Source organism: Helicobacter marmotae, assembly GCF_003364255.1.
GTDB lineage: Bacteria > Campylobacterota > Campylobacteria > Campylobacterales > Helicobacteraceae > Helicobacter_C > Helicobacter_C marmotae.
The window spans coordinates 68,327-90,095 of the sequence record NZ_NXLR01000002.1 but is presented as its reverse complement, the minus strand read 5'-3'; the positions used below and the strand labels follow the sequence as shown (position 1 = coordinate 90,095).

Sequence of the window (21,769 nt, the reverse complement as noted above, 5' to 3'; positions counted from 1 at the left end):
TCTAATGCGAATATTTCCTAACATCTCTTATCACTATCTCACATGTATTGGTGCACTTTTTATCGCCTTATGTCTAAACAACACGTTTAATGCCACTTTTTATCAAGCTGCTATTGAATCTAACTTTGGCTACCTTAATACTTACATTCAAATACTGCATGCCATAATCTTAATGCTAGGGCTTGAAATACTCTGTGTGCGAGTGAGTGTAAAATATGTGCTAGGCTTTGTGCTTATCCTTAGTAGTATATGTGCATATTATATGGATACCTTAGGCGTAATGATTAATGAAGATATTATCCAAAGCATTATGCAAACACACCTTGAGCAAACCCTTGATATGATGAATTTAGGGCTTATAACTTATGTAGTGGTGTTTGGGATTATCCCTTGCGTGCTGCTTGCGGGCATTAAGCTTACAAAGCCGAGTTTTAGACGTGCTACTAAGCAAAAGGTGATTATTATAAGCCTGCTTTGCATAGCCATAACTCTTAGCTATATAAGCTTAGGCAAAGATATTGTATTTGTCTTCAAAGCGCAAAAACACTTAGAAAATATGCCAAACCCCATTGCCCCTATCCGCTCAAGCTTCCTTTACTATCAACATTCACAAGAAAGCTCTTTTACACCAACGCTTATCGCACAAGATGCGCATTTAGCCCCTAATACCCCGCCTCAAATCGTGCTTTTTGTCATTGGGGAGAGCACAAGAAGTGCGAACTTCTCTCTTAATGGTTATGAGAAAATCACAAATCCCTACACCAGCACCCTTAATGTCATAAGCTTTAAAAACTTCTATTCATGCGGTGTGGTTACAGCCATCTCTGTGCCTTGCCTCCTCACACACTACACGCATAAAACTTACACACATCGAAATCTCTCACTCTATGTAAATAATATCCTTGATATTGCCCAAAGTGTCGGCTATGAAGTATGGTATCTAGGGAATAATGGAGGCAAATGCGTAGGAGGCTGTGATAGGAATCTTACAAATATCCTCCTCTATCCAAGCAATAGCCTTGATGAAGTGATGCTCCCTGATATAGAGCATATCATCAAAAATGCACAAAAAAAGAGGCAAAATACCTTTATTGTCGCTCATCAATATGGCAGCCATGGTGCCTCATACGCTGAGCGCTATCCTAAAGCATTTGAGCATTTTACCCCTGTGTGCAAGCAAAAAGAGCTCTCAAAATGCACTTATGAAGAGATAGTCAATGCCTATGATAACTCTATCCTTTATAACGACTATCTCCTCTCACAAATGGTGGGTATGTTAGAAAATGTATCCATGCCATCTATGCTTTGGTATGTAAGTGACCATGGGGAGAGTTTAGGAGAATTAGGACTATATATGCATGGAGGCTTAAGCTATACCTTTGCGCCAAAATACCAAAAGCATATCCCCTCTATTATGTGGTTTTCCAAATCACAGCAGGCAGAGGCTGCCATCGCAAAAACTCATATAGATTCAGAGTTAAGCCACGATAATGTATTTCATACATTACTCCATATACTCCGCATTCAAACCACAGCTTATGACAAAACACTTGATATTCTCCAGCCATAATCTCATTATAAACCATAGCAAAATTCGCACAAATCCACTCAAATAGCCATAAATATAAATTACTTTTAGTAACTTTAATATTTAAAAATATTTTACTTTTTATTTTTTACAATTTGATTTTCTCTCTCCATTCTTAAAATTAATATAAAATCGCAAAACACACAACAACAAGAAAGGATTGCCATGAAAGCACAAGATGCACATAATGAACTCTTCAAAAAAGCTTCACAAAGGCTAGATGAACTCTCCAGCCTACAAGGATTTAACACCAATAAAGATTTAATGAAAGAATTAGAATCTAAAGGATTCTCACGAAGAGATTTTATCAAATGGTCAGGTATGATGACAGCCGCACTCGCACTTCCTGCGAGCTTTGCTCCACTTACTGCAAAAGCTGCAGAACTTGCTAATCGCCTCCCTGTTGTATGGCTACATATGGCAGAATGCACCGGTTGTAGCGAAAGTCTTTTGCGAAGTGATGCCCCAAGCATAGATTCTCTCATTTTTGATTACATTAGCTTAGAATATCACGAAACCGTTATGGCAGCATCTGGTTGGCAAGCCGAAGCAAATTTAGAACACGCTATAGAAAAATATAGCGGAGAATATATCCTTATGGTAGAGGGTGGTATCCCTAAAGGAAGTAGCGAATTTTACCTTACTATAGGAGGGCATGGACGCACAGGCGCAGAAGAAGCCCGCATAGCCTCAAAGCACGCTAAAGCCATTTTTGCCATTGGTACATGCTCAAGCTTTGGGGGCATACAAGCAGCCTACCCCAACCCCACAAATGCCGTGCCTTTAAGTGAAATCACTAATAGAAAAGTCATTAATGTGCCCGGCTGCCCCCCAAGTGAAAAGAACATCGTAGGGAATGTGTTGCATTTTATCCTCTTTGGCGAATTGCCCGCACTTGATGCTTACAATCGCCCCACATGGGCTTATGGATTGCGAATCCACGATTTATGCGAAAGAAGAGGTCGCTTTGACGCAGGGCAGTTTGTAGAACATTTTGGTGATGAAAATGCAGAAAAAGGCTACTGCCTCTATAAAGTAGGCTGCAAAGGTCCATATACCTTTAACAACTGCTCTAAATTGCGATTTAACCAACACACAAACTGGCCTATTGGCGCAGGGCATGGCTGCATAGGCTGCAGTGAGCCAAAATTTTGGGATACGATGAATCCATTTGAAGAGCCCATTGGGAATCGCCTCTATGCCACAAGTTTTAATGGCATGGGCGCGGATAAAACAGCAGATACCATTGGAGCAGTCATACTTGGGGCTGCTGCTATCGGTATAGCCGCACATGCAATCATTAGTTCAACACAAAACGCCAAATAGTAAGGAGAGAAAATGACAAAACGTATAATAGTAGATCCAATCACCAGAATCGAAGGGCACTTGCGCATTGAAGTAATTATAGATGAAAATAATGTTATCCAAGATGCGTTCTCTACTTCAACATTATGGCGAGGCATAGAAACCATTGTAAAAAACCGCGACCCTCGCGATGCAGGGTTTTTAGTGCAAAGAATATGCGGCGTATGTACATATTCTCACTATAAGGCAGGGGTTGTCGCTGTGGAAAATGCACTTAATATTAAGCCACCCCTTAATGCAACCCTTACTCGCACTTTGATGAATATATCCCTCTTCCTCCATGACCACGCTGTGCATTTTTATACCTTGCATGGACTCGATTGGTGCGATATTACCTCTGCTCTCAAGGCAGATTGTGCAAAAGCAGCAAAGCTTGCGTTTAAATACACTTCTAATCCTATCTGTGCAGGAGAGAGTGATCTCAAAGCCGTTCAAGAGAGAGTGGCGACTTTTGTTAAACAAGGCGCACTTGGTCCATTTGCTAACGCATATTGGGGGAATAAGGCATATCGCTTTAATCCTGAGCAAAATCTCATCGTGCTTTCACATTATCTCAAACTCCTTGAAGTACAACGCGTTATCGCACAAATGATGGCAATCTTTGGAGCTAAGAATCCACATCCACAAAGTCTTACCGTTGGGGGTATTACTTCTGTTATGGATATACTTGATCCTAGTCGTTTAGGAGAATGGCTAACTAAATATAAAGAAGTTGGTGATTTTATTAATCGTGCGTATTGGGCAGATATTGTTATGGCAGCAGAAGCCTATAAAGACGAAGATTCTGTGCTGAAAGGCTGTGGGGTAAAAAACTTCATTAGCTTCCAAGAAATGCAAGTAGGAGCGGAGGAATTTTTATTAAGTAGTGGTGTTGTGAAAAATGGCGATTTAAGCAAAGTATATCCCATTGATGAAGATAAAATCACAGAAGAAGCCTTGCACTCATGGTATGCGGATAATGAACCACTCCACCCATATGATGGGAAGACAAATCCCCAATACACAGGCTTTAAAGACGCCCAAACCATCGGACCTGATGGCAAACTTGTAGATTCTAAAATCATTGATGAAAATGGCAAATACTCTTGGATTAAATCACCAAGATATGATGGCGAGCCTATGGAGGTAGGACCTCTTGCTAGCGTAGTAGTAGGCTATGCAAGCGGTAATCCATATATTGTGAAAGTAGTAGATGAGTTCCTAAAAGCCACAGGTCTTCCTACAGAGGCACTCTTTAGCACACTAGGGAGAACGGCTGCAAGAGCCATTGAGTGCAAAATCATAGCCGATAATGGTATCCTTGCTTTTAATGCACTTGTAGCAAATATTGCTTCAGGTGATAAAAAGACTTGTGCCCCTTATGTGATTGATAAAACCAAAGAATATAAGGGACGCTACATTGGTAATGTGCCGCGAGGTATGCTTAGCCACTGGGTGCGCATTAAAAATGGTGTGGTTGAAAACTATCAAGCTGTGGTCCCCTCCACATGGAATGCAGGACCAATCGATGCTAGAGGGCAAAAAGGTCCATATGAGATGAGTTTGATTGGCACACAAGTAAAGGACATCACGCAACCTTTAGAAATTATCCGCCATATTCACTCATTTGACCCATGTATTGCTTGTGCTGTGCATGTTATGGATACTAAAGGCAATGAACTTAGTCAATACAAAGTAGAGCCTTCATTTGCTAGACTTCGCTAAAGGAGAGAGTATGAGCAAGGTTGAAATGTTTAAAAAAGAGCTCCATATGCACGAGGAGTTTTCCGGTCTCACTCGTTTATTTCATTGGTTGAGGGCAATGTGTATTTTCACACTTATTGCCACAGGATTCTATATCGCGTATCCTTTTATTATGTCTCAACCTGAAGTTACACAAGCCACACTACAGGGCACAATACAAGGAAAGGTAGTCATAGAGCAAGATATGGGCGTAGTATCTACCTCATATATGCAAGCCTATATTCGTAATGTGCATTTGATTATGGGCTTTATATTGATTGCTATTTCTTGCTTTAGAGTGTATCTCTTTTTCTTTGATAAAAAGTCTTTGCCAGAGCGAATCTCTTTTGCTCAAGTGAAAGACCCAAAAGTATGGATAGCACAAATCAAAGCCTATCTCTTTTTAGGCAATCACCCCCATATCAATGGCGCGTATAATCCGTTGCAATTTATCACATACCTTTGCCTTGGGATACTCGTATTCCTTATATCGCTAACTGGTGTTGTGCTCTATTATAATGTCTATGATGATGGGCTTGGGGCTATTTTGGCTTTTTGCTTCAAATGGGTAGAAGTGCTTTTTGGCGGTTTATCAAATGTGCGCAATTTTCATCATATCCTCACTTGGGCTTTTGTAATTTTCATTCCCGTGCATATTTATCTTGCCGTGTGGAATTCTATTAAATACCCCAATGGCGGAATAGATTCTATTATAAGCGGTATGCGATATACTGATGATGTAAAAATTTAAATGAAGATTCTCGTGCTTGGCATTGGCAATATCCTCTTTGGTGATGAGGGTATTGGCGTGCATTTAAGTAATTTTTTAAAACTCAACTACAAATTCACAGGAGCAAATGAAGTAGATTTTGTCGATGGTGGCACACTTGCTACTATGCTTATCCCCCTTATTACTTCATACGATAAAGTGCTTATACTTGATTGTGTGAGTGTGGATAATGCCCAAATTGGCGATGTGTATTACTTTGACTTTGATAATGTGCCTCATATCATCACGTGGGCAGGGAGTGCGCATGAAGTAGAAATGCTTCAAACACTAAGACTTACTGCCATTAGTGGGGATTTACCCCCCGTTAAAATCATTGGCATAATCCCTGAAGTCATAGGAGAAGACACCGCATTCACCCTCTCTCCTGCTGTGAAAGAGGGAGCAAAGCTTATGGAAAAGCTTGCCCTAGAATTCTTAGCTCAAAATGGCATAAACGCAGAAAGAATTGATGATAGAGATTTGCAAGAAGTCGCAAATGGCTCATTTAGAGGCTATGAATGATTTATGACTTTAGCTTTTCTAACACAAGCAAAGATGAATCTTTCTTTCTCTATATTCTTGCCCAAAGTGCGCAAAATCTACACCTAAATGCCTTTTTTTATACTCATAATCAACAAACACATTGCTTTATCCCTGATTTAGCCGCACTCCTAAGCACACAAGAAGATTCCCCTAGCCACAACTTATTGCAAAGCTTTTGTAAGCAGGATATAAACTACGCCCAAAACATCTTAGCATTTGCCAATGATATGGCACAAAATCTCCCGCTTTCTCTTTACTTTGCATTTTTAGAGCTTAAGCCTATAACACCGCCACAAGCCTTTTATGAAGCTCTTAATACATTACAACCCCAAGCAAGCCTAAAGGAGATTTTCACACACACTTTCAGACTTCTTTTCCCACAATGCCCTAAAGATACTCCCTTAAATGACCACTTACATATCATCGCTTCATTTCACACACCTAAAACCTACTACTATACCCCAGCACAAACTTCAGAGATTCTTAACCCTCTGCATGAACATTTTGCAAAGCTTAATCCCCCCTCTGCTGTGCATAAAAAACTTTTAGAAAAAGATAAGGCATATTTTATAAATATTGTTAATGAGCTCAAAGCAGGAAAAGATGTGCCCTTTTGCACAACTTTTGGCACGAAGCTTCTCTCACTTGCGCCTAAAGAAGATACGCACACCACGCTTTTATGTGATATTGCCTCGCTTAAAACTTATTTCCGCACACACCAAGCACGCATTGATATACTTGCAAGTTTTGAAAAGCCCACTACTCGCCTCGTGCCAAAAGAAGTCTTTGAAAGTCAATTCCCTCTGGATAAATGCGGATTAACACAAGTTGGTTTGCCATATGATATGCCTTTAGCCATTATTGGAGCCTTACTTTTGCAAGATGAAATTGGCTATTTCTTTCTCTCGCCTTGCGATAAAGAGCCAGATTTTGACTTCAAGCATTCGCAAAGACCTATAACCCAAAATCTTGCTATTGCCCAAAATGGTATTTTTATTGATACATATATCACACCAGATAACACCCTCCATTCTCTTATAGAATCACATCTCAAAGCAGAGCCGGGGGAAGCTTGCCTTGTTGCCTATCTTAGCTCAAGGCATCCTAGTGCGTTTCTTATTCAAAGAGAGGGCTCTAAGATTCTCCTTAATATCGCGTTTGAAACCAACCCTCGCCTGATCCTTGAAGATATTGCACGCTCTTATAAAAGTGGCGATGAGCTTTTAAAAAACTTTGGCAAACATTTCCCAGAGCTCTTATCTGCTGCCCTTAATATGCCACCAACTCCAAAACCCTCAAATAATCTCCTAGACATACTTGATAGCGCAGCATTTGTGCTAGGGCTTAAAACCCCACATCAAAGCACAAGCGATAAAAATGCGCTTTTTTATCATGCCTACCGCTTTGTACGCGAGAGGGGACCACGCATTGATTATAAGCTATTACGAGAAGATAATACGCTTTTACTTGATTATAATCGCATTATCCGCTCCTGTATGAGCTTTAAATGTGCAAAAATGGAAGATGAGATTCTAAGTTTTGGCGCGCTTGATTCCTTAAGTGAATTTGTCGCCACACTTGCACGAGACACTTTAACAAACTTAGCCCTTAATAAAATACTTTTACTAGGAGATATGCTAAGCAATCATATTTTTTTAGATAAAATCTTAGAATACCTCCCTAAAAACATACAATTACTCCTGCCTAAAGACGGATTGATTGATTACTGATACATTACCTAAAAAGGCTAGAATCCACGCCATTTGCACCCCAAAACAAGGAGAGAAAATGAAATCTTTTATATACCTCATAGGTTTTGCAATCTTAATTAGTGCTTGCAGTGAGCAAAAGGGCACACTTCATAGCAATGAATGCCTGCAGGATACGCTCTGTTTATATAAAAATGTATCTTTCTCTCAACATATTATGCCTAATGCCTATAAAGCGAGTATCCGCATTACAGAAAGTGATACATTGCGCAAAGGAGGCGAGATAGCCCCAAATGTCAAAAAAGACATAGCCAATACCCTTAATGACATACTTGCCCTAAGTAAAGAACATGGCTTTTGCGAGGGGGGGAATCACGAATTGCGCCCAAATATCCAATATAAAGACGGAGCAGCAAGAGACACCGTGGGCTATACGTTGAATTTCAACCTTGAATGCGATGTACCGAGTAAAAAGAAAAAAGACTATGATACGCTCATTGCAGATATTGACAAACTCATTAATCAAAACAAATATTTAAGTTTCCTTGCACCAAATGTAAGCATTATAGCCACACCGCAAGCATGGCAAGAGGCACAAGATAAAGCCTTTGCCGGGGCGCTTGGCTTAGCTAGAGAAAAAGAAGAACATTACTCCAAAACACTCAAGCAAAAATGCACACTTATAAGCGCTGATGGCTTAAATAATAACTCCATACAAGCAGATTTTCCTAGAAATGCCAAAGCGACAAGTAATATGAGCGCTTATGCAGACACAAGTTGGGAGCTCCCCATACCAAAAGAGCTAGAAATCACAGCAAAAATCCAAGTGAAATACATTTGCAAATAAGGATAGATATGAAAAGCACATTTGATACACTTCTTATACATGGTGGTATGACTACAGACCCACATACAGGCGCGGTTAATCGCCCTATATATCAAACCTCCACTTATGCCCAAAACGCCTTAGGTGAGCATTTAGGCTATGAATATTCCCGCACCAAAAACCCCACACGTGATGGAATTGAGAGTTTAATTGCAGAATGTGAGGGAGGTAAATTTGGCTTTGCCTTTGCCTCAGGTATGGCAGCTATTGGTTGCGTGCTTAGTCTTTTTAAAAGCGGAGATTGCATTATTATTTCACAAAATGTCTATGGAGGCACTTTTAGAATCTTAGACAAAGTATTTTCAAACTTCAACATCAGCTATAAAATCGTAGATACAACCAATATCTCCGCACTTGAATCTGAAATAACCAAAGAAGTAAAAGCCATTCTTATAGAAAGTCCAGCTAACCCCTTGCTTAATGTTACACCCTTAGCACAAGTAAGCGAGCTCTGTAAGAAAAAGGGGATTATAAGCATTGTAGATAATACCTTTATGACCCCCTATTTGCAAAAGCCCTTAGCTCTTGGCATTGATATTGTGCTACATTCTGCTACAAAATATCTAGGCGGGCATAGCGACCTTATAGCCGGGCTTGTGGTTGTAAATGATAGCGCACTTGCAGAGAGGATTGGCTTTTTGCAAAATAGTATCGGGGGTATCTTAGCGCCTTTTGATAGCTTCCTTTTAATACGAGGTATGAAGACACTTGGGCTTCGTATGCAAAGACATTGTGAAAATGCCCTCTTCCTTGCAGAGCATTTAAGCCAACACCAAGCCATTAAAAGAGTGTATTATCCGGGTTTAGCAAGTGATTTAGGCTATAAGATTCAAAGCACACAAGCACGTGCTGGTGGAGGTATGCTAAGCTTTGAGCTTAAAGATAACTATGATTATAGAATCTTCTTTAAATCAACCTCTATCATCGCCCTAGCTGAAAGCCTTGGCGGAGTGGAATCGCTTCTTTGCCACCCCGCTTCAATGACACATGCCTCAATCCCAAAAAACATACGCCAAAGTATGGGCATAACTGATAATCTCATTCGTTTATCAGTAGGTATTGAATATGCACAAGACTTGCTTGATGATATAAATCAGGCTATCAAGTCTTCAAAGATATAAAATGCTTATTCATTCGGCACTTGAACTTATTGGCAACACGCCCATTTTAGAACTGACACATTTAAAGATTCCAAATAATAATCGCATTTTTGCCAAGCTTGAATCACATAATCCCGCAGGCGGAGTGAAAGACCGCGTAGCCCTCTATATATTTCAAAAACTCTATGATGAGGGCAAACTCACGCAAGATTCTGTAGTGATTGAAGCTACTGCGGGAAACACAGGGCTTGGCATTGCCTTTGTCGCTAAGCATTTTCATATTAAATCCATTCTTGTTGTACCTGATAAATTTGCGGTTGAAAAGCAGATTCTCGCACGTGCGCTAGGAGCGGAGGTGATTAATACCCCAAAAGAGAGTGGCATACAAGGGGCAATTGATAAAGCAAAGGAACTTCTCCAAACCACACCGCATGCCTTTAGCCTTAATCAATTTGAGAATCCTCAAAATCCAGAAGCACACTACTTCACCACCGCAGCAGAAATTTATGCTGATATGCAAACCTTGCAACCTATACACTCACCCGTTTTTGATTATTTTGTTTGCGGAGCTGGAAGTGGAGGGAGCTTTAGTGGGTCTATGCGTTATTTTAAGGAACAAGATTTGAGGATACAAGGGGTGCTATGCGACCCCATAGGCTCAGTCATTGGTGGAGGAGTTGAGGGCTGTGCGAATATTGAGGGTATTGGTAATAATGTCATACCCAAAACAATGGACACTTCACTCATGGATAGAGTGCAAAAAATTAGTGATGAGCAAGCATATGAGGGAGTGAGAATCCTAGCTAGAGAAGAGGGTATTTTAGCGGGTATTTCATCGGGGGCTTGTTTGCAAGCCTCACTTAATCTTGCTAAAGAAGTGCATAATAGCCTTATTGTAACGCTTTTTGCCGATGATTTAAGTCGTTATTTTTCTAAACATCTCTTTTAAAAGGTTTGCATATAAGCTTGTAAAACAAAGTAGCCAAGAATATTTTATTTATAAGATATTTATAGGCAGAGTTTAAATTGTTTTTAGAAATGAAGTTATTTTATCAGCCCTAGTGTGAGCGAAGATGAAGAATTTATAAGGGAATCACTAGAGACTCTACCTCATTGTCATCACGAGGGAATGGGCACGACCGAAGAATTGCTGTGGGCGACTAGTGATTCCTTTGTGAATTCTTCGGGCATAAAGCCCGCAAGACATGACAAAATAACTGCCTTTTTAGTGTTTCTGTTAAGGAGTCTTTAGCGGATAAGAGAGATTCTTCGCCTGTTTCACAGGCTCAGAATGACAAACGAACTACCTTTTGTAGGAGAAACCAAAACCACCCAAAAGGGTAGAAAAGTAAAAGTTAGTGCCCCCCGCTAAGCATTTTAGGCGACAAACTTAAAGCCCTTAGAAAAAGACTTGATAGATAAGCGTAGCTTAGCTATAAGTCAATCTTTAGGGGGTTTGTGTAAATTTACTTTACACAAACCAAGATATTAAATCAATCTAAATCACTACTCAAGCCTACAGCAATTCTTCGCCCACCAAAGAAAGCAAAGACATAGCAAATCCGCCAGTGAGTGAAAAATATGCCACTTTACAATCAAACCAATAACCCTAAACACTAAAGCTACATTGAAAGCCCGCAAATCACCACATATAGATTCTAAGCAAGCCTTTAGAGTGCTTATGTAATAATCAATCTTAAAATATATAAATAAAGGAGCTAAGAATGAGTAATCTAGCTACCGCAGAGGAATTGCACAACACCTTTTCCCAACTCATTTCCCCCAATGAAGCTAAGCAAGAAAAAAATAAAGCACATAGCACAGCTCCGCTAAAGTCGCGCTCACCCCTTAAGCAAGAATCAAAAGAAATTTACCTAGAAGAAAATAGCCTTATAACCTCCAAAACAGATTTAAAAGGGCTTATTACTTACGGGAATGCTGATTTTGTGCATTTTAGTGGCTTTAAGGAGGAAGAGTTTTTAGGCAAACCTCATAATATCATCAGGCATAAAGATATGCCACAAATTGCCTTTAAACTCCTGTGGGATAATATCAAAAATGGTAAGGAGTTTTTTGCTTTTGTGAAAAATAACTCGCGTACTCAAGCGTTTTATTGGGTATTTGCCAATATTACCCCCTCATACGATAAGCAAAAAAATATCATTGGCTACTATTCTGTGAGGCGTCGCCCGAGTAAAAAAGGCATAGCCTTTATAAGCGATGTATATGCCAAACTCCTCCAAGCAGAGGCACAAGGGGGTATGAATGCCTCCCTTGCACTCTTAGAACAAATGCTAAAAGAAGCACAAACAACATATGATGAGCTAATTATTGCCCTGCAAAATACAGGAGAGGGCTATCACTAGAGCTTACCAAAGCTTCAATTCTGCATTTGTCTTTTTGTAGAGATTCTTATTTTTCCCACCTATGTCGTATTCGAGTGCAAACCCATATTTAATATCTGTTGTGCCTGATTTTTTCAATTTAATATTTTCATAAATAGAACTAGGGATTTTAAGGCTTGTAATGGTAGCACTTGTATTGGGGGCGATTCGTTTAGAGACTTCAGCTTCATTGATAAGATCCCCATCAATATAAAGGGCAACATATTGCACATTGATAACTTTATCACTTTGATTTGCGACCTGAATACTCACATTGCCATTTCCTAGATTAAATGAAGAGGCATTGAGGGTAACATCTGCATTTTTAATGCTTACTGCGGGCAAAGAACGCGAAGCCAAAATATAACGTGCAGGCGTATCGCCCTTATGATTTTGTGCATACATATCAGCTCCATTAGAGAGGAGGAGCTTTATCATTTCTGGATTCTTTTTCATCACGGCATAATGCAGGGGGGTATTCCCTAAATGCTCATCAGCGACTTTTACCTTAGCGCCTTTGTCAATCAAAGCCTTCGCAAATTTATAGTTATTTAATGCCACCACCTTAAGCAATGCCGTTTCACCATGACATACCGCATTCACATCAGCCCCACGTTCAATAAGCAAATACACGATTTCAAGGTTACCCTTGCGTGCTGCATCATATAAAGGCGTATTCCCACGTAATCTCGCCTCAATATCCGCCCCAAGGCTGATACCCTTACGCACTTCAGTATAGTTATTGCTAAAAAGCAAATAATTATATCTATCATTTGCCCCATAGCAAATGCCTATTAAACTAAGTATCAGTATATAAACTCTTATGCTATTCATCGCTTCACCTCCTTAAAGAGTAAAATGCTTCGCGCTTAATGCCTTGACTTTCTCATATATGCTATCAAAATCCATACCAAAGGTACGCACCTCTGCAATACTTGTCATAAAATTTGTATCGCCAATATAACGTGGCACAAAGTGGATATGCAAATGCTGGGGTATGCCCGCCCCACCTGCCTTTTTTACATTTAAGCCCATATTCACCCCTTGTGCGCCATATTCATAAAGAAGCTCCATTGCCTTATGTGAAAGACTATGGAGATGAAGCCACACCTCTAAGGGAAGCTTCTCTGGGGAATCACAATGCCTTAATGGTAAAAGCATAAAATGCCCGGGCGTATAGGGATAGAGATTCATTACCCCAAAGACAAGGCTATCGCGATAGATAACATAATTTTGCCTATCATCTTTAGGGGTATTAGCGATATTACAAAATACACAATCCTCCCCCGTATGCGGGCTTGATTGGCTAAAGTATTTACTCCTCCAAGGGGCGTAGATTCTATCCATATATCTCCTTATATCCCTTAGATATAGCTTGGGGCGTCGTTGCTAAAGAGCACTAAATCTTGTGGCAAGGAGCAGGATTTAAGCATATCTTCAAGCATACTCTTATCTTTAAGGACAATTTTTTGCGCATTATGGATATGTTTGCAAAGGAGCTTGCTGTTAAGCTCGCCTGTGATAATAGCAATATCAAACACCCCATCAATAGCCTTAGCAAGCTCTATATTCGCCTCTTTGCTGCTCTCTACAATACCGGGCGTTACAATAATCTTACGCCCATTATAGAGAGAAGATAGCCTAATAGCCTCTTTCATACCCTTCAGATTCCCATTAAAACTATCATCAAGGATAAGCTTTTGATTGGTTTGTATTTTATTTAAGCGATGAGGGATAGGCTCCAATCTACTCACTGCCTTTTGTATATCCTCCACTCTCAAACCTAGCTCAATCCCCATATAAATCGCCGCACTCAAATTAATAACATTAAAACGTCCAAGTATCATAGTCGCAAATTCATACCATTGCTCTTTAATGTAAAGTTCAAATTTAATGCCATTTAAATCAGATACAACATTACGGATATTTTCTGGGAAGAATACAAATTTCTTTGTCATATTTGTTTGCATATTTGGGGGTTTGGGATTATCTTTAAAAATAAAGGCTTTTTTTAATCGCGTACTTTGCAAAAGCTCATATTTTGTCTCTACGATATTATCAAGACTTTTAAAATATTCTAAATGCTGCTCTCCTATCTCACCAATCACCGCATAATGAGGATTAAGAAATTCGGCAATGAGGGCTATATCTCCTTTCAATCTCGCACCTGCTTCGGCAATATAAATCTCTGTCGTGTAGTCTAAATTCGCATTAATATCTGCCACTATACCTGTGTGTGTATTCACACTACGAGGCGTAGCATATACGCGATATTTTTCTTTGAGAATCTGAGAGAGAAAGTTTTTAATACTTGTTTTGCCATAGCTTCCTGTTACGCAAATAATCATAAGCCTAGACATAATATCAAGCTTTTCTTTAGCAAGTGCGATATAGCGATTAAGCAGTGTATTTTCATAAATACGCGATACGACAAGGGCAACTAAAGGCGGGATTAAATCAAGCAAAGTACTTGCTACGCCTAAAATATGGCATAGCACCTCATTAAACACCATAAAAATTAAAAAAATCACACTAAATCGAATAACACGCGGGGTAAAATTCAGCCTTTTATCAAGCTTAAAATTCCAAATAGCCATCATCAAAGCATATATCACGCTTAAAGCAATAAGCATATAATTCCCTTGAGGGCTTGGGATAAAAAATGCCACCACATACACTACAAGCGGCAATACACAATAATAAATATGCCACATATATTTATGGTGCATACACACCACTCTTTTAACGCTATAGTTATACCATTGTAGATTGGTTATCATATAGTAGGTAGCACAAATGACAAATATCCATTGGGCTATCACATCAATAATTAATACATTTTCCATACGCTTTCCTATTGATTATTTAAGAATTTCAAAGTTTTCTAAGGCTTCATTAAGCTCTAATAATGCTGATTGTATTTCTCTCACATCGCTTGCAATGCTCCCAACTCTCAAAATCTTCTCTAAATCCTCTAAGGCTTGCTTACTCCCTTGTGCGACTACGCGCACGCTTCCATTAGGGAGATTGCGTATATGCCCGCTAAGGAGCACTTCTTGGGCATTTATAGAATCTACTTTTGCCTTAATAAAACGGCGGAATCCCACACCCTGCACACGTCCAAAAATAATAAATTCTCTGCATTCTTTCATTGCTCACTCCTATATAATCTCTCAATTTCAGCACCCTGCTTTAAGAAAAAGTAATGATCCCCCTCTAAGGGGTAAAAACATTGATTAGGTATCAAGGCACAGAGGGCTTTACCGCTATCAAGCGGAGTAGCACTATCTCCCTTACCCCAAAAAATATACGCCCTGCCTTGATATTGGCTAAATAATAATGAAAAATCCTCATCAACAACATTTTTAAAAGTCTGATACATACCCTCATTCATATTTTGCACATCTAAAGAGCGGAATCTCCTCCCCAAAGCAGCAAACTTGCATTTGTTTAAAACTTTTGCAAGCGCTATCTTACATCTCACACCAAAAGGCTTAGCCCTTGGGATACCAGCTGAAGAAAGGAGTATCATCTCTTTTGCTTGACAAAGCAAAGCAACCTTACCGCCAAAGCTATGCCCCACGATGAGGCACTCTTTAAGCGCCCTAGCGCTTATATCGCTAAAAAATAACTTCACAATATTGGCATAATCTTGCGTATAAAGAGGCTTTGTATTAGGGCTATTGCCAAATCCGGGCATATCTATATAAATATGCTCATATTCTCCAAAATATCTTTCAAAAGCAAGTTTCATAATTTCTTTATTACTTCCCCAACCATGCAAAAATAGCATTAAAGGAGGGGATTTAGATACTATGAGTGGTTTGCGCTTCTCATAGCTTATATCAAAATACTCGCCTTGATACTCTATACGTCTTTGTGCCATTGATTTATTTTCCCTTAACGTGATGAATGCGCTCAATATATTTATAGTTAATGTTAATGCTATGTTTTTTAGGCAAACTCTGTGCGAGCTCATGTAAAGCGAATTTAAAATCACTAAAAAGATAATTCGCCATAGATCCGGGCACGGGGTTAATTTCATTCAAATACACTTCATTATCCATCACAAAAAAATCACATCGTATCAACGCCCCCTCAAAGGCATTTTCATAAAGTTTTGCAAAATTTTGCTTTAGCTGTTCTTCTAATGCTTGGCTAATATCTGCCTTTAGAACTTGCGCTGTGCGTGAGAAGTCTAAATATTTGTTTTCAAAATCAAGCATTTCCTTTTTGCTGGGCTCTTCGATAATAGAATATCTAAACTCACTCTGTGTGCCATTTTTAATCTTATATCCTGCGAGATTATATTCTTTAATGCCGCTTTTAAAGCACTCTAGCACGATACTATCATCATATTCAAAGGCTAAATCCATAGCATACTCTAAGTCTTTTGCTTCATTAACAACACTCACACCTATAGAGCTACCAAGCCGTGCGGGCTTTAAGATTAAAGGATATGGCAAGCGAGAGAGGGGCGCACTTTGGCGGGTTAGAAGCTCATAATCAAGTGTTTTTACCCCCCTAGCATTTGCATAGAGCTTTGTTAAAGCCTTATTAAAGCTCATCACACTTGCCTCAATACGTGGTCCAATAAAAGGTATATTATAAAACTCAAGTAATGCTCCCATACTGCCATCTTCGCCATCTGCACCATGTATAAGATTAATCACCACCCCAGCAGGTAAGGTGCGCATACCAAAAAGGGATTTTTGAGCAAATCTGCCATGGTGTAAGAAAATCTCTGTGCATTTTTTATATGCCCCTTGAGTGAAGTATTTTGACTTCATACAATCAGCGGGGATAAGATAGAATCTATGCTCACTATCTAAGAAAATAAAATGCCCTATGCAATCGCCTAATACTTTCTTTAATGCAATCGCACTTACAATGCTAATTTCATGCTCATAGCTCACACCACCAAATAGCACATCAAATTTCATTTTTGCTCCTTTTTGAGTAATCTTTTATCACGCGCTAATTCTTGGGAGAGAAACTTCCCTGTGTAGCTGCCACTTTTGGTATGGTTTTTACTCACTTCTGCTACAGAGCCACAAGCGACAACCCTCCCGCCACCAGAGCCTCCCTCAGGTCCAATATCAATAATATAATCTGCATTTTTAATCATGTCTAAATTATGCTCAATGACAATCACAGAATTACCTAAATCTACTAAATGATGAAGTACTTTTGTAAGCCTATCTACATCTGCAAAATGCAAGCCCGTAGTAGGCTCATCAAGTATATAAAGTGTTTGCCCCGTATCTTTGCGGCTAAGCTCTTTAGCGAGCTTAATTCTCTGGGCTTCCCCGCCGCTTAGAGTAATGGCATTTTGCCCTAAGGTAATGTAGCCTAAGCCTACATCTTGCAATGTTTGCAATCTTTGAGCGATCTTTGGCACTTTAGCAAAAAACTCTAGCGCATAATCCACACTCATATTAAGCACATCAGCAATATTTTTGCCTTTATAGGTGATTTCAAGTGTTTGGGGATTATATTTAGCGCCTTTACACGCATCGCATTTCACCATAATATCAGGCAAGAAGTGCATTTCAATTTTAATCTCCCCCTCACCTTGGCATTTCTCACATCGCCCCCCTTTAACATTAAAGCTAAATCGCCCTAGCCCATAGCCACGCAATTTTGATTCTTTAGTTTCTGCAAAAAGCGTGCGTATATCTTGCATAACTCCCGTATATGTCGCAGGATTGCTTCTAGGAGTGCGCCCGATAGGACTTTGATCAAGATAAATCACCTTATCTAAATGCTCTAAGCCCACTATCTCTACGCCATCGCATTTTTGCACCTTTTTTGCATTATTTAAAAGCTCTTGTGCCACAGGGAGTAATGTCTGCAAAATAAGAGAGCTTTTACCCGAGCCACTTACGCCCGTTACACACACAAATTGTGAAAGCGGGATAGAGACATTGAGATTTTTTATATTATGAATATTGACATTATGTATATGTAGCCATTGTGTAATCTCTCGCTTATGAGGATAGGATATAACTTTTGTGCCTTTGATATATTGGGCGGTTAGGGTATTTGAGCCTAAAAGCTCTTTAACATTCCCACTAAATACTACTTCACCCCCGCGCAAACCCGCCTCTGGTCCAATATCGACAATATAATCCGCATTAAGGATCGTCTCTTTATCATGTTCTACCACAATGACAGAATTCCCTTTCTCCTGTAAGCCTCTTAGGGTTTTAATCAATCGCAAGGTATCACGCTCATGTAAGCCAATGCTTGGCTCATCAAGCACATACATCACACCTGTAAGCCCACTGCCAATTTGACTAGCAATGCGGATTCTTTGCGATTCTCCCCCGCTAATACTCCGCGCATCTCTCCCCAATGTGAGATACCCCAATCCCACATCATAGAGGAAAAACAATCTCTCATGTATTTCTTTTAAAATGGGCTCTGCAATCACTTTATCTTGCTTACTCAAATACTCAAAGTTGCTTCTATCATTAAAAAACTCATATACTTTCTCTATAGGTAAATCAATCAGCTCGCCTAAGCCCAAACCTCCTACCTTTACGCTTAAAGATTCTGCCCTTAAGCGATGTCCCTTGCAAGTGGGACATATTTTCTCCGTTGTATAATCACCCAATTCTCGCTCATCTTTAAACATATCATAAGCAATTTGCAAAATTCCCTTCCAAGGGCGCTTCAGCTTACTCCCCCTCCAAGTCATTTCTACTTCATTTTCCCACCCATACAGCAAGGCACTCTGCTGGGAGGCGCTTAGCTCTTCAAAGCTAAGCGCTGGATCTATCTTCGCCCCCTTGCAAAAGGCGTAAAAAAGCTCTGCATAATAATTGCGATTAAAGCCAAAAATAATTTTAATGCCGCCTTTAGAGAGTGGTTGGGATTTATCAAGGATTTTTTTTAAATCAATACCATATTTTGCCCCAAGCCCTAAACAATCCTCACACGCCCCCTTAGGTGAATTAAAAGAAAACAAAAGTGGCTCTAATTCTTCAAAGCTTACCTTACATCTAAAGCACGCAAAATGCTCTGAATAATGCAAAAGCCTTTTATCATCGCCATTGGTAAGCTCCACCTCAATTTCGCCATAAGATTCTTTAAGTGCTTTTTCTACGCCTTGTGCGATACGCGTTTGATTTTCTGGGCTATTGAGTACTCTATCAATCACGACTTTAATAGTGTGTTTTTTATTTTTAGCAAGCTCTATTTCCTCATCAAGGCGCACCATAACGCCATCAATCATCGCACGCACATAGCCCTTTTGACGCAAAGATTCGATTTTGTCATGGAAACTTCCTTTTTTTTCTTTAATAATAGGTGCAAGGAGTATCATCTTTGCATTACTAGGGAGTTTTAGAATCTGCTCAATAATATCTGTGCTGCTCATGTGCGAGATTCTATCTCCACAGATATGGCAATGCTGCTCTCCCACACGTGCATAAAGCAAGCGGAAATAATCATAAATCTCTGTAATGGTCCCAACCGTTGAACGGGGGTTTTTACTCGTTGTTTTTTGATCAATAGCAATAGCAGGGGTAAGCCCCTCAATCTTATCCACATCGGGCTTACCCACTTTATCCAAAAACTGCCGTGCATAGCTTGAGAGCGATTCTATATATCGTCTTTGACCTTCAGCATAGAGTGTATCAAAAGCAAGGGTAGATTTACCAGAGCCTGAAAGCCCAGTGAATACGACAAGTTGATTTTTAGGAATAGTGAGATTAATGTTTTTGAGATTATTCTCGCGTGCACCGCTAATATGGATATGATTATAATCCTTCAATATATGTCCTTTGGTATGCTTATTTATGTGTAAAAGCTAGAGTTGCATTATATCGTGCTTAATGTGCTTTTGTGCTAATAGCATAATAAGCAAGTCTTTAAATTCTCTCTCACGCTCTGCACAAAGCCCCCATCCTCCCTCTATATACAAAGCAAGAGTGCAATTATTACTATACTCCTTAGGGGTTGGCACAAGTTGGCATTTAAAATCAAATTCCCCCAATAAAGGAGAGCTTAAAACCCTCTGCGCTCCAAAGGCACTAAAAGAGTTTTCAAACACAAGATAAGCCCTAAAAGGCTTAAGCTTAGCTGGCATAATGTTTTAGATTCTTAGAGATTAAGCATTGTAACGCTCAAGCAGGCTGGTATTTCTGCAAGCTGTTTAAGTGCGAGTTCTGGCACTTGAGTATCTACAATAATCACTGCCATAGCCTCTTTATTCTGCCTTGCAAGGCGGAAGTCTGCGATATTGACTTTATGATTCCCTAAAATGCTACCCACAAGCCCAATTACTCCGGGGACATCAGTATTTCTAAAAAGTATCATACTGCCCTTTGGTTCAATATCAAACTGAAATTGATTAATCGAAGTAAGGCGCAAATGCTTATCCTCAAACACCGTCCCGCTTAAAGCAATACTCTCATTTTGTGTATTTAGAGTAAGACAGATGTGATTTTTATAGGTATCACTTTGCTCTTTGGTAGAAATCTCTATATCAATACCCCGCTCTTTAGCGATAAATGGTGCATTGACATAATTAATCTTATCACCCAAGCTTGCATTAAGCGCCCCCACAAGCCCAAAAGTCTGTAAAGAATCTATATAGGCACTTATCTCACCTTGAGCTTGTATATGAATAGATGTAATCACCCCCTTATTTGCCTGCACAGCCAAAAAACCTAATTTTTGCATAAGCTCAAGATAAGGTTTTACCATTTTTGGGAGTTCAGATTCTTTCACGGGGAGATTAAGGGCATTAGGGTAGCTCGAGCCACGAGCGGCTTCAATAGCTGCCTCCGCTGCTTGAATGGAGATTTTCTCTTGAGATTCTAAAGTATTTGCACCGATATGAGGCGTTACATAGACATTAGGCAAATCAAGCAGGGCATTATCAATAGCCGGCTCTTTATTAAACACATCGAGCCCTGCCCATTTGACTTTACCATTTTTAAGCGCTTGGTATAAATCCGCCTCATTATAGAGCCCGCCCCTTGCGCAATTAATGAGTATCACGCCATCTTTCATTTTAGCAAATTCACTTGCTTTAATCATATCTTTTGTTTGAGCATTTTTAGGCGTATGGATTGTGATAATATCGCATGAGAGAATATCATCAAAATTCTTTGTGTAAGCAATGCCTAAATCCGTAGCTTTAGATGGCAAAATATAAGGATCATAAGCGAGTACTTCCATTTCAAAGGCTTTAGCACGAATGCCCACACGAGAGCCGATATTCCCAAAGCCAATAATCCCTAGCTTTTTACCCTTTAATTCCACGCCATACCAATCCTCACGTTTCCATTTACGCTCATTTTTAAGCTGGGCATTGGCTCCGGGGAAATTCCTTAGGGCATTAATAAGATGAGCCATTGTAAGCTCCACTGCAGCTATCGTATTAGCCGTTGGCACATTCATTACCACAACACCCTTACGTGAGCAACCATCAATATCGACATTATCAACGCCCACACCCGCGCGCACTACAGCTCTAATCTGCCCTGAGCTTGCTAGAAAATGCTCATCAACATCAGTCGAGCTCCTTGTAATTACCACATCAGCATTGGTGATTTTTTTTAATAATTCATCTTTAGGCAGGCTAGCAAGATTCTCCATTTGAATATCACTTTGGGCATTGAGCAAATCAAGCCCACTTTGGTGGATATGGTCACAAACAATGACTTTATATTTCATACTCTACTCCTTT

Annotated in this window: 19 protein-coding genes; 10 read left to right on the top strand and 9 right to left on the bottom strand. The window is 39.7% G+C overall.

Features of this window, described 5'->3' with window-relative positions; all coding sequences use genetic code 11:
* Window positions 1-4: 4 nt before the first annotated feature.
* The 10 genes from CQA63_RS01760 (at window position 5) to CQA63_RS01715 (ending at window position 12,048) form a co-directional block, all read left to right on the top strand.
* Complete coding sequence (locus tag CQA63_RS01760; protein WP_104699450.1) at window positions 5-1,570, top strand: phosphoethanolamine transferase; 1,566 nt, start codon at window positions 5-7, stop codon at window positions 1,568-1,570.
* A gap of 183 nt (window positions 1,571-1,753) precedes the next feature.
* The gene (locus tag CQA63_RS01755) at window positions 1,754-2,914 is read left to right on the top strand and encodes a hydrogenase small subunit (protein ID WP_104699451.1); all 1,161 of its coding nucleotides are present in this window, start codon (window positions 1,754-1,756) and stop codon (window positions 2,912-2,914) included.
* 12 nt (window positions 2,915-2,926) lie between these two features.
* Window positions 2,927-4,657 carry a nickel-dependent hydrogenase large subunit gene (locus tag CQA63_RS01750; protein WP_104699452.1) on the top strand — a complete coding sequence of 577 codons (1,731 nt, stop codon included), beginning with the start codon at window positions 2,927-2,929 and terminating at the stop codon, window positions 4,655-4,657.
* Between the two features lie 10 nt (window positions 4,658-4,667).
* On the top strand, window positions 4,668-5,426 hold the full coding sequence (gene cybH, locus CQA63_RS01745) for a Ni/Fe-hydrogenase, b-type cytochrome subunit (protein WP_104699453.1): 759 nt from the start codon (window positions 4,668-4,670) through the stop codon (window positions 5,424-5,426).
* The gene (locus CQA63_RS01740) at window positions 5,427-5,966 is read left to right on the top strand and encodes a HyaD/HybD family hydrogenase maturation endopeptidase (protein ID WP_104699454.1); all 540 of its coding nucleotides are present in this window, start codon (window positions 5,427-5,429) and stop codon (window positions 5,964-5,966) included. It begins immediately after the preceding gene.
* A complete protein-coding gene (locus CQA63_RS01735) occupies window positions 5,963-7,717 on the top strand; it encodes a hypothetical protein (protein ID WP_104699455.1) in 1,755 nt (584 codons plus the stop codon). The genes CQA63_RS01740 and CQA63_RS01735 overlap by 4 nt, the downstream gene beginning before the upstream one ends.
* 58 nt (window positions 7,718-7,775) lie before the next feature.
* Window positions 7,776-8,543, top strand: coding sequence for an SIMPL domain-containing protein (locus CQA63_RS01730; protein WP_104699456.1), 768 nt, complete (start codon window positions 7,776-7,778; stop codon window positions 8,541-8,543).
* Window positions 8,544-8,551: 8 nt separating this feature from the next.
* A complete protein-coding gene (locus CQA63_RS01725) occupies window positions 8,552-9,703 on the top strand; it encodes a trans-sulfuration enzyme family protein (RefSeq protein ID WP_104699457.1) in 1,152 nt (383 codons plus the stop codon).
* 1 nt (window position 9,704) lies between these two features.
* The gene (locus CQA63_RS01720; protein ID WP_104699458.1) at window positions 9,705-10,631 is read left to right on the top strand and encodes a PLP-dependent cysteine synthase family protein; all 927 of its coding nucleotides are present in this window, start codon (window positions 9,705-9,707) and stop codon (window positions 10,629-10,631) included.
* A gap of 919 nt (window positions 10,632-11,550) precedes the next feature.
* Complete coding sequence (locus CQA63_RS01715; protein WP_233706563.1) at window positions 11,551-12,048, top strand: PAS domain-containing protein; 498 nt, start codon at window positions 11,551-11,553, stop codon at window positions 12,046-12,048.
* Between the two features lie 3 nt (window positions 12,049-12,051).
* Here CQA63_RS01715 and CQA63_RS01710 read toward each other — a convergent pair whose 3' ends face one another.
* The 9 genes from CQA63_RS01710 to serA are packed head-to-tail and all read right to left on the bottom strand — an operon-like array spanning window position 12,052 to window position 21,756.
* A complete protein-coding gene (locus CQA63_RS01710; RefSeq protein ID WP_233706559.1) occupies window positions 12,052-12,900 on the bottom strand; it encodes an ankyrin repeat domain-containing protein in 849 nt (282 codons plus the stop codon).
* Window positions 12,901-12,912: 12 nt separating this feature from the next.
* Window positions 12,913-13,413, bottom strand: coding sequence for an HIT family protein (locus CQA63_RS01705; protein WP_104699460.1), 501 nt, complete (start codon window positions 13,411-13,413; stop codon window positions 12,913-12,915).
* A gap of 17 nt (window positions 13,414-13,430) precedes the next feature.
* Window positions 13,431-14,912 carry a Mur ligase family protein gene (locus CQA63_RS01700; RefSeq protein ID WP_104699461.1) on the bottom strand — a complete coding sequence of 494 codons (1,482 nt, stop codon included), beginning with the start codon at window positions 14,910-14,912 and terminating at the stop codon, window positions 13,431-13,433.
* A 15-nt stretch (window positions 14,913-14,927) separates the two neighbouring features.
* Window positions 14,928-15,218 (bottom strand): acylphosphatase, encoded by a 291-nt coding sequence (locus CQA63_RS01695; protein WP_104699462.1) that lies wholly within the window; start codon window positions 15,216-15,218, stop codon window positions 14,928-14,930.
* Window positions 15,215-15,952 carry an alpha/beta fold hydrolase gene (locus tag CQA63_RS01690; RefSeq protein WP_104699463.1) on the bottom strand — a complete coding sequence of 246 codons (738 nt, stop codon included), beginning with the start codon at window positions 15,950-15,952 and terminating at the stop codon, window positions 15,215-15,217. The genes CQA63_RS01695 and CQA63_RS01690 overlap by 4 nt, the downstream gene beginning before the upstream one ends.
* Window positions 15,953-15,956: 4 nt before the next feature.
* Window positions 15,957-17,009 carry a D-alanine--D-alanine ligase gene (locus tag CQA63_RS01685; protein ID WP_104699464.1) on the bottom strand — a complete coding sequence of 351 codons (1,053 nt, stop codon included), beginning with the start codon at window positions 17,007-17,009 and terminating at the stop codon, window positions 15,957-15,959.
* On the bottom strand, window positions 17,006-19,846 hold the full coding sequence (uvrA, locus tag CQA63_RS01680; RefSeq protein ID WP_104699465.1) for an excinuclease ABC subunit UvrA: 2,841 nt from the start codon (window positions 19,844-19,846) through the stop codon (window positions 17,006-17,008). Before uvrA ends, CQA63_RS01685 begins: the two co-directional genes overlap by 4 nt.
* Window positions 19,847-19,882: 36 nt before the next feature.
* Window positions 19,883-20,161, bottom strand: a complete 279-nt coding sequence (locus CQA63_RS01675) for a putative Se/S carrier-like protein (protein ID WP_104699466.1) — start codon at window positions 20,159-20,161, stop codon at window positions 19,883-19,885.
* A gap of 14 nt (window positions 20,162-20,175) precedes the next feature.
* Complete coding sequence (serA, locus tag CQA63_RS01670; protein WP_104699467.1) at window positions 20,176-21,756, bottom strand: phosphoglycerate dehydrogenase; 1,581 nt, start codon at window positions 21,754-21,756, stop codon at window positions 20,176-20,178.
* Window positions 21,757-21,769 lie beyond the last annotated feature (13 nt).

Excerpts from the sequence above, each read along its gene's own strand:
- CQA63_RS01760 (WP_104699450.1), top strand. The coding sequence starts at position 5 with ATGCGAATATTTCCTAACATCTCTTATCACTATCTCACATGTATTGGT.
- CQA63_RS01755 (WP_104699451.1), top strand. The coding sequence starts at position 1,754 with ATGAAAGCACAAGATGCACATAATGAACTCTTCAAAAAAGCTTCACAA.
- CQA63_RS01750 (WP_104699452.1), top strand. The coding sequence starts at position 2,927 with ATGACAAAACGTATAATAGTAGATCCAATCACCAGAATCGAAGGGCAC.
- cybH (WP_104699453.1), top strand. The coding sequence starts at position 4,668 with ATGAGCAAGGTTGAAATGTTTAAAAAAGAGCTCCATATGCACGAGGAG.
- CQA63_RS01740 (WP_104699454.1), top strand. The coding sequence starts at position 5,427 with ATGAAGATTCTCGTGCTTGGCATTGGCAATATCCTCTTTGGTGATGAG.
- CQA63_RS01735 (WP_104699455.1), top strand. The coding sequence starts at position 5,963 with ATGATTTATGACTTTAGCTTTTCTAACACAAGCAAAGATGAATCTTTC.
- CQA63_RS01730 (WP_104699456.1), top strand. The coding sequence starts at position 7,776 with ATGAAATCTTTTATATACCTCATAGGTTTTGCAATCTTAATTAGTGCT.
- CQA63_RS01725 (WP_104699457.1), top strand. The coding sequence starts at position 8,552 with ATGAAAAGCACATTTGATACACTTCTTATACATGGTGGTATGACTACA.
- CQA63_RS01720 (WP_104699458.1), top strand. The coding sequence starts at position 9,705 with ATGCTTATTCATTCGGCACTTGAACTTATTGGCAACACGCCCATTTTA.
- CQA63_RS01710 (WP_233706559.1), bottom strand. The coding sequence starts at position 12,900 with ATGAATAGCATAAGAGTTTATATACTGATACTTAGTTTAATAGGCATT.
- CQA63_RS01705 (WP_104699460.1), bottom strand. The coding sequence starts at position 13,413 with ATGGATAGAATCTACGCCCCTTGGAGGAGTAAATACTTTAGCCAATCA.
- CQA63_RS01700 (WP_104699461.1), bottom strand. The coding sequence starts at position 14,912 with ATGGAAAATGTATTAATTATTGATGTGATAGCCCAATGGATATTTGTC.
- CQA63_RS01695 (WP_104699462.1), bottom strand. The coding sequence starts at position 15,218 with ATGAAAGAATGCAGAGAATTTATTATTTTTGGACGTGTGCAGGGTGTG.
- CQA63_RS01690 (WP_104699463.1), bottom strand. The coding sequence starts at position 15,952 with ATGGCACAAAGACGTATAGAGTATCAAGGCGAGTATTTTGATATAAGC.
- CQA63_RS01685 (WP_104699464.1), bottom strand. The coding sequence starts at position 17,009 with ATGAAATTTGATGTGCTATTTGGTGGTGTGAGCTATGAGCATGAAATT.
- CQA63_RS01675 (WP_104699466.1), bottom strand. The coding sequence starts at position 20,161 with ATGCCAGCTAAGCTTAAGCCTTTTAGGGCTTATCTTGTGTTTGAAAAC.
- serA (WP_104699467.1), bottom strand. The coding sequence starts at position 21,756 with ATGAAATATAAAGTCATTGTTTGTGACCATATCCACCAAAGTGGGCTT.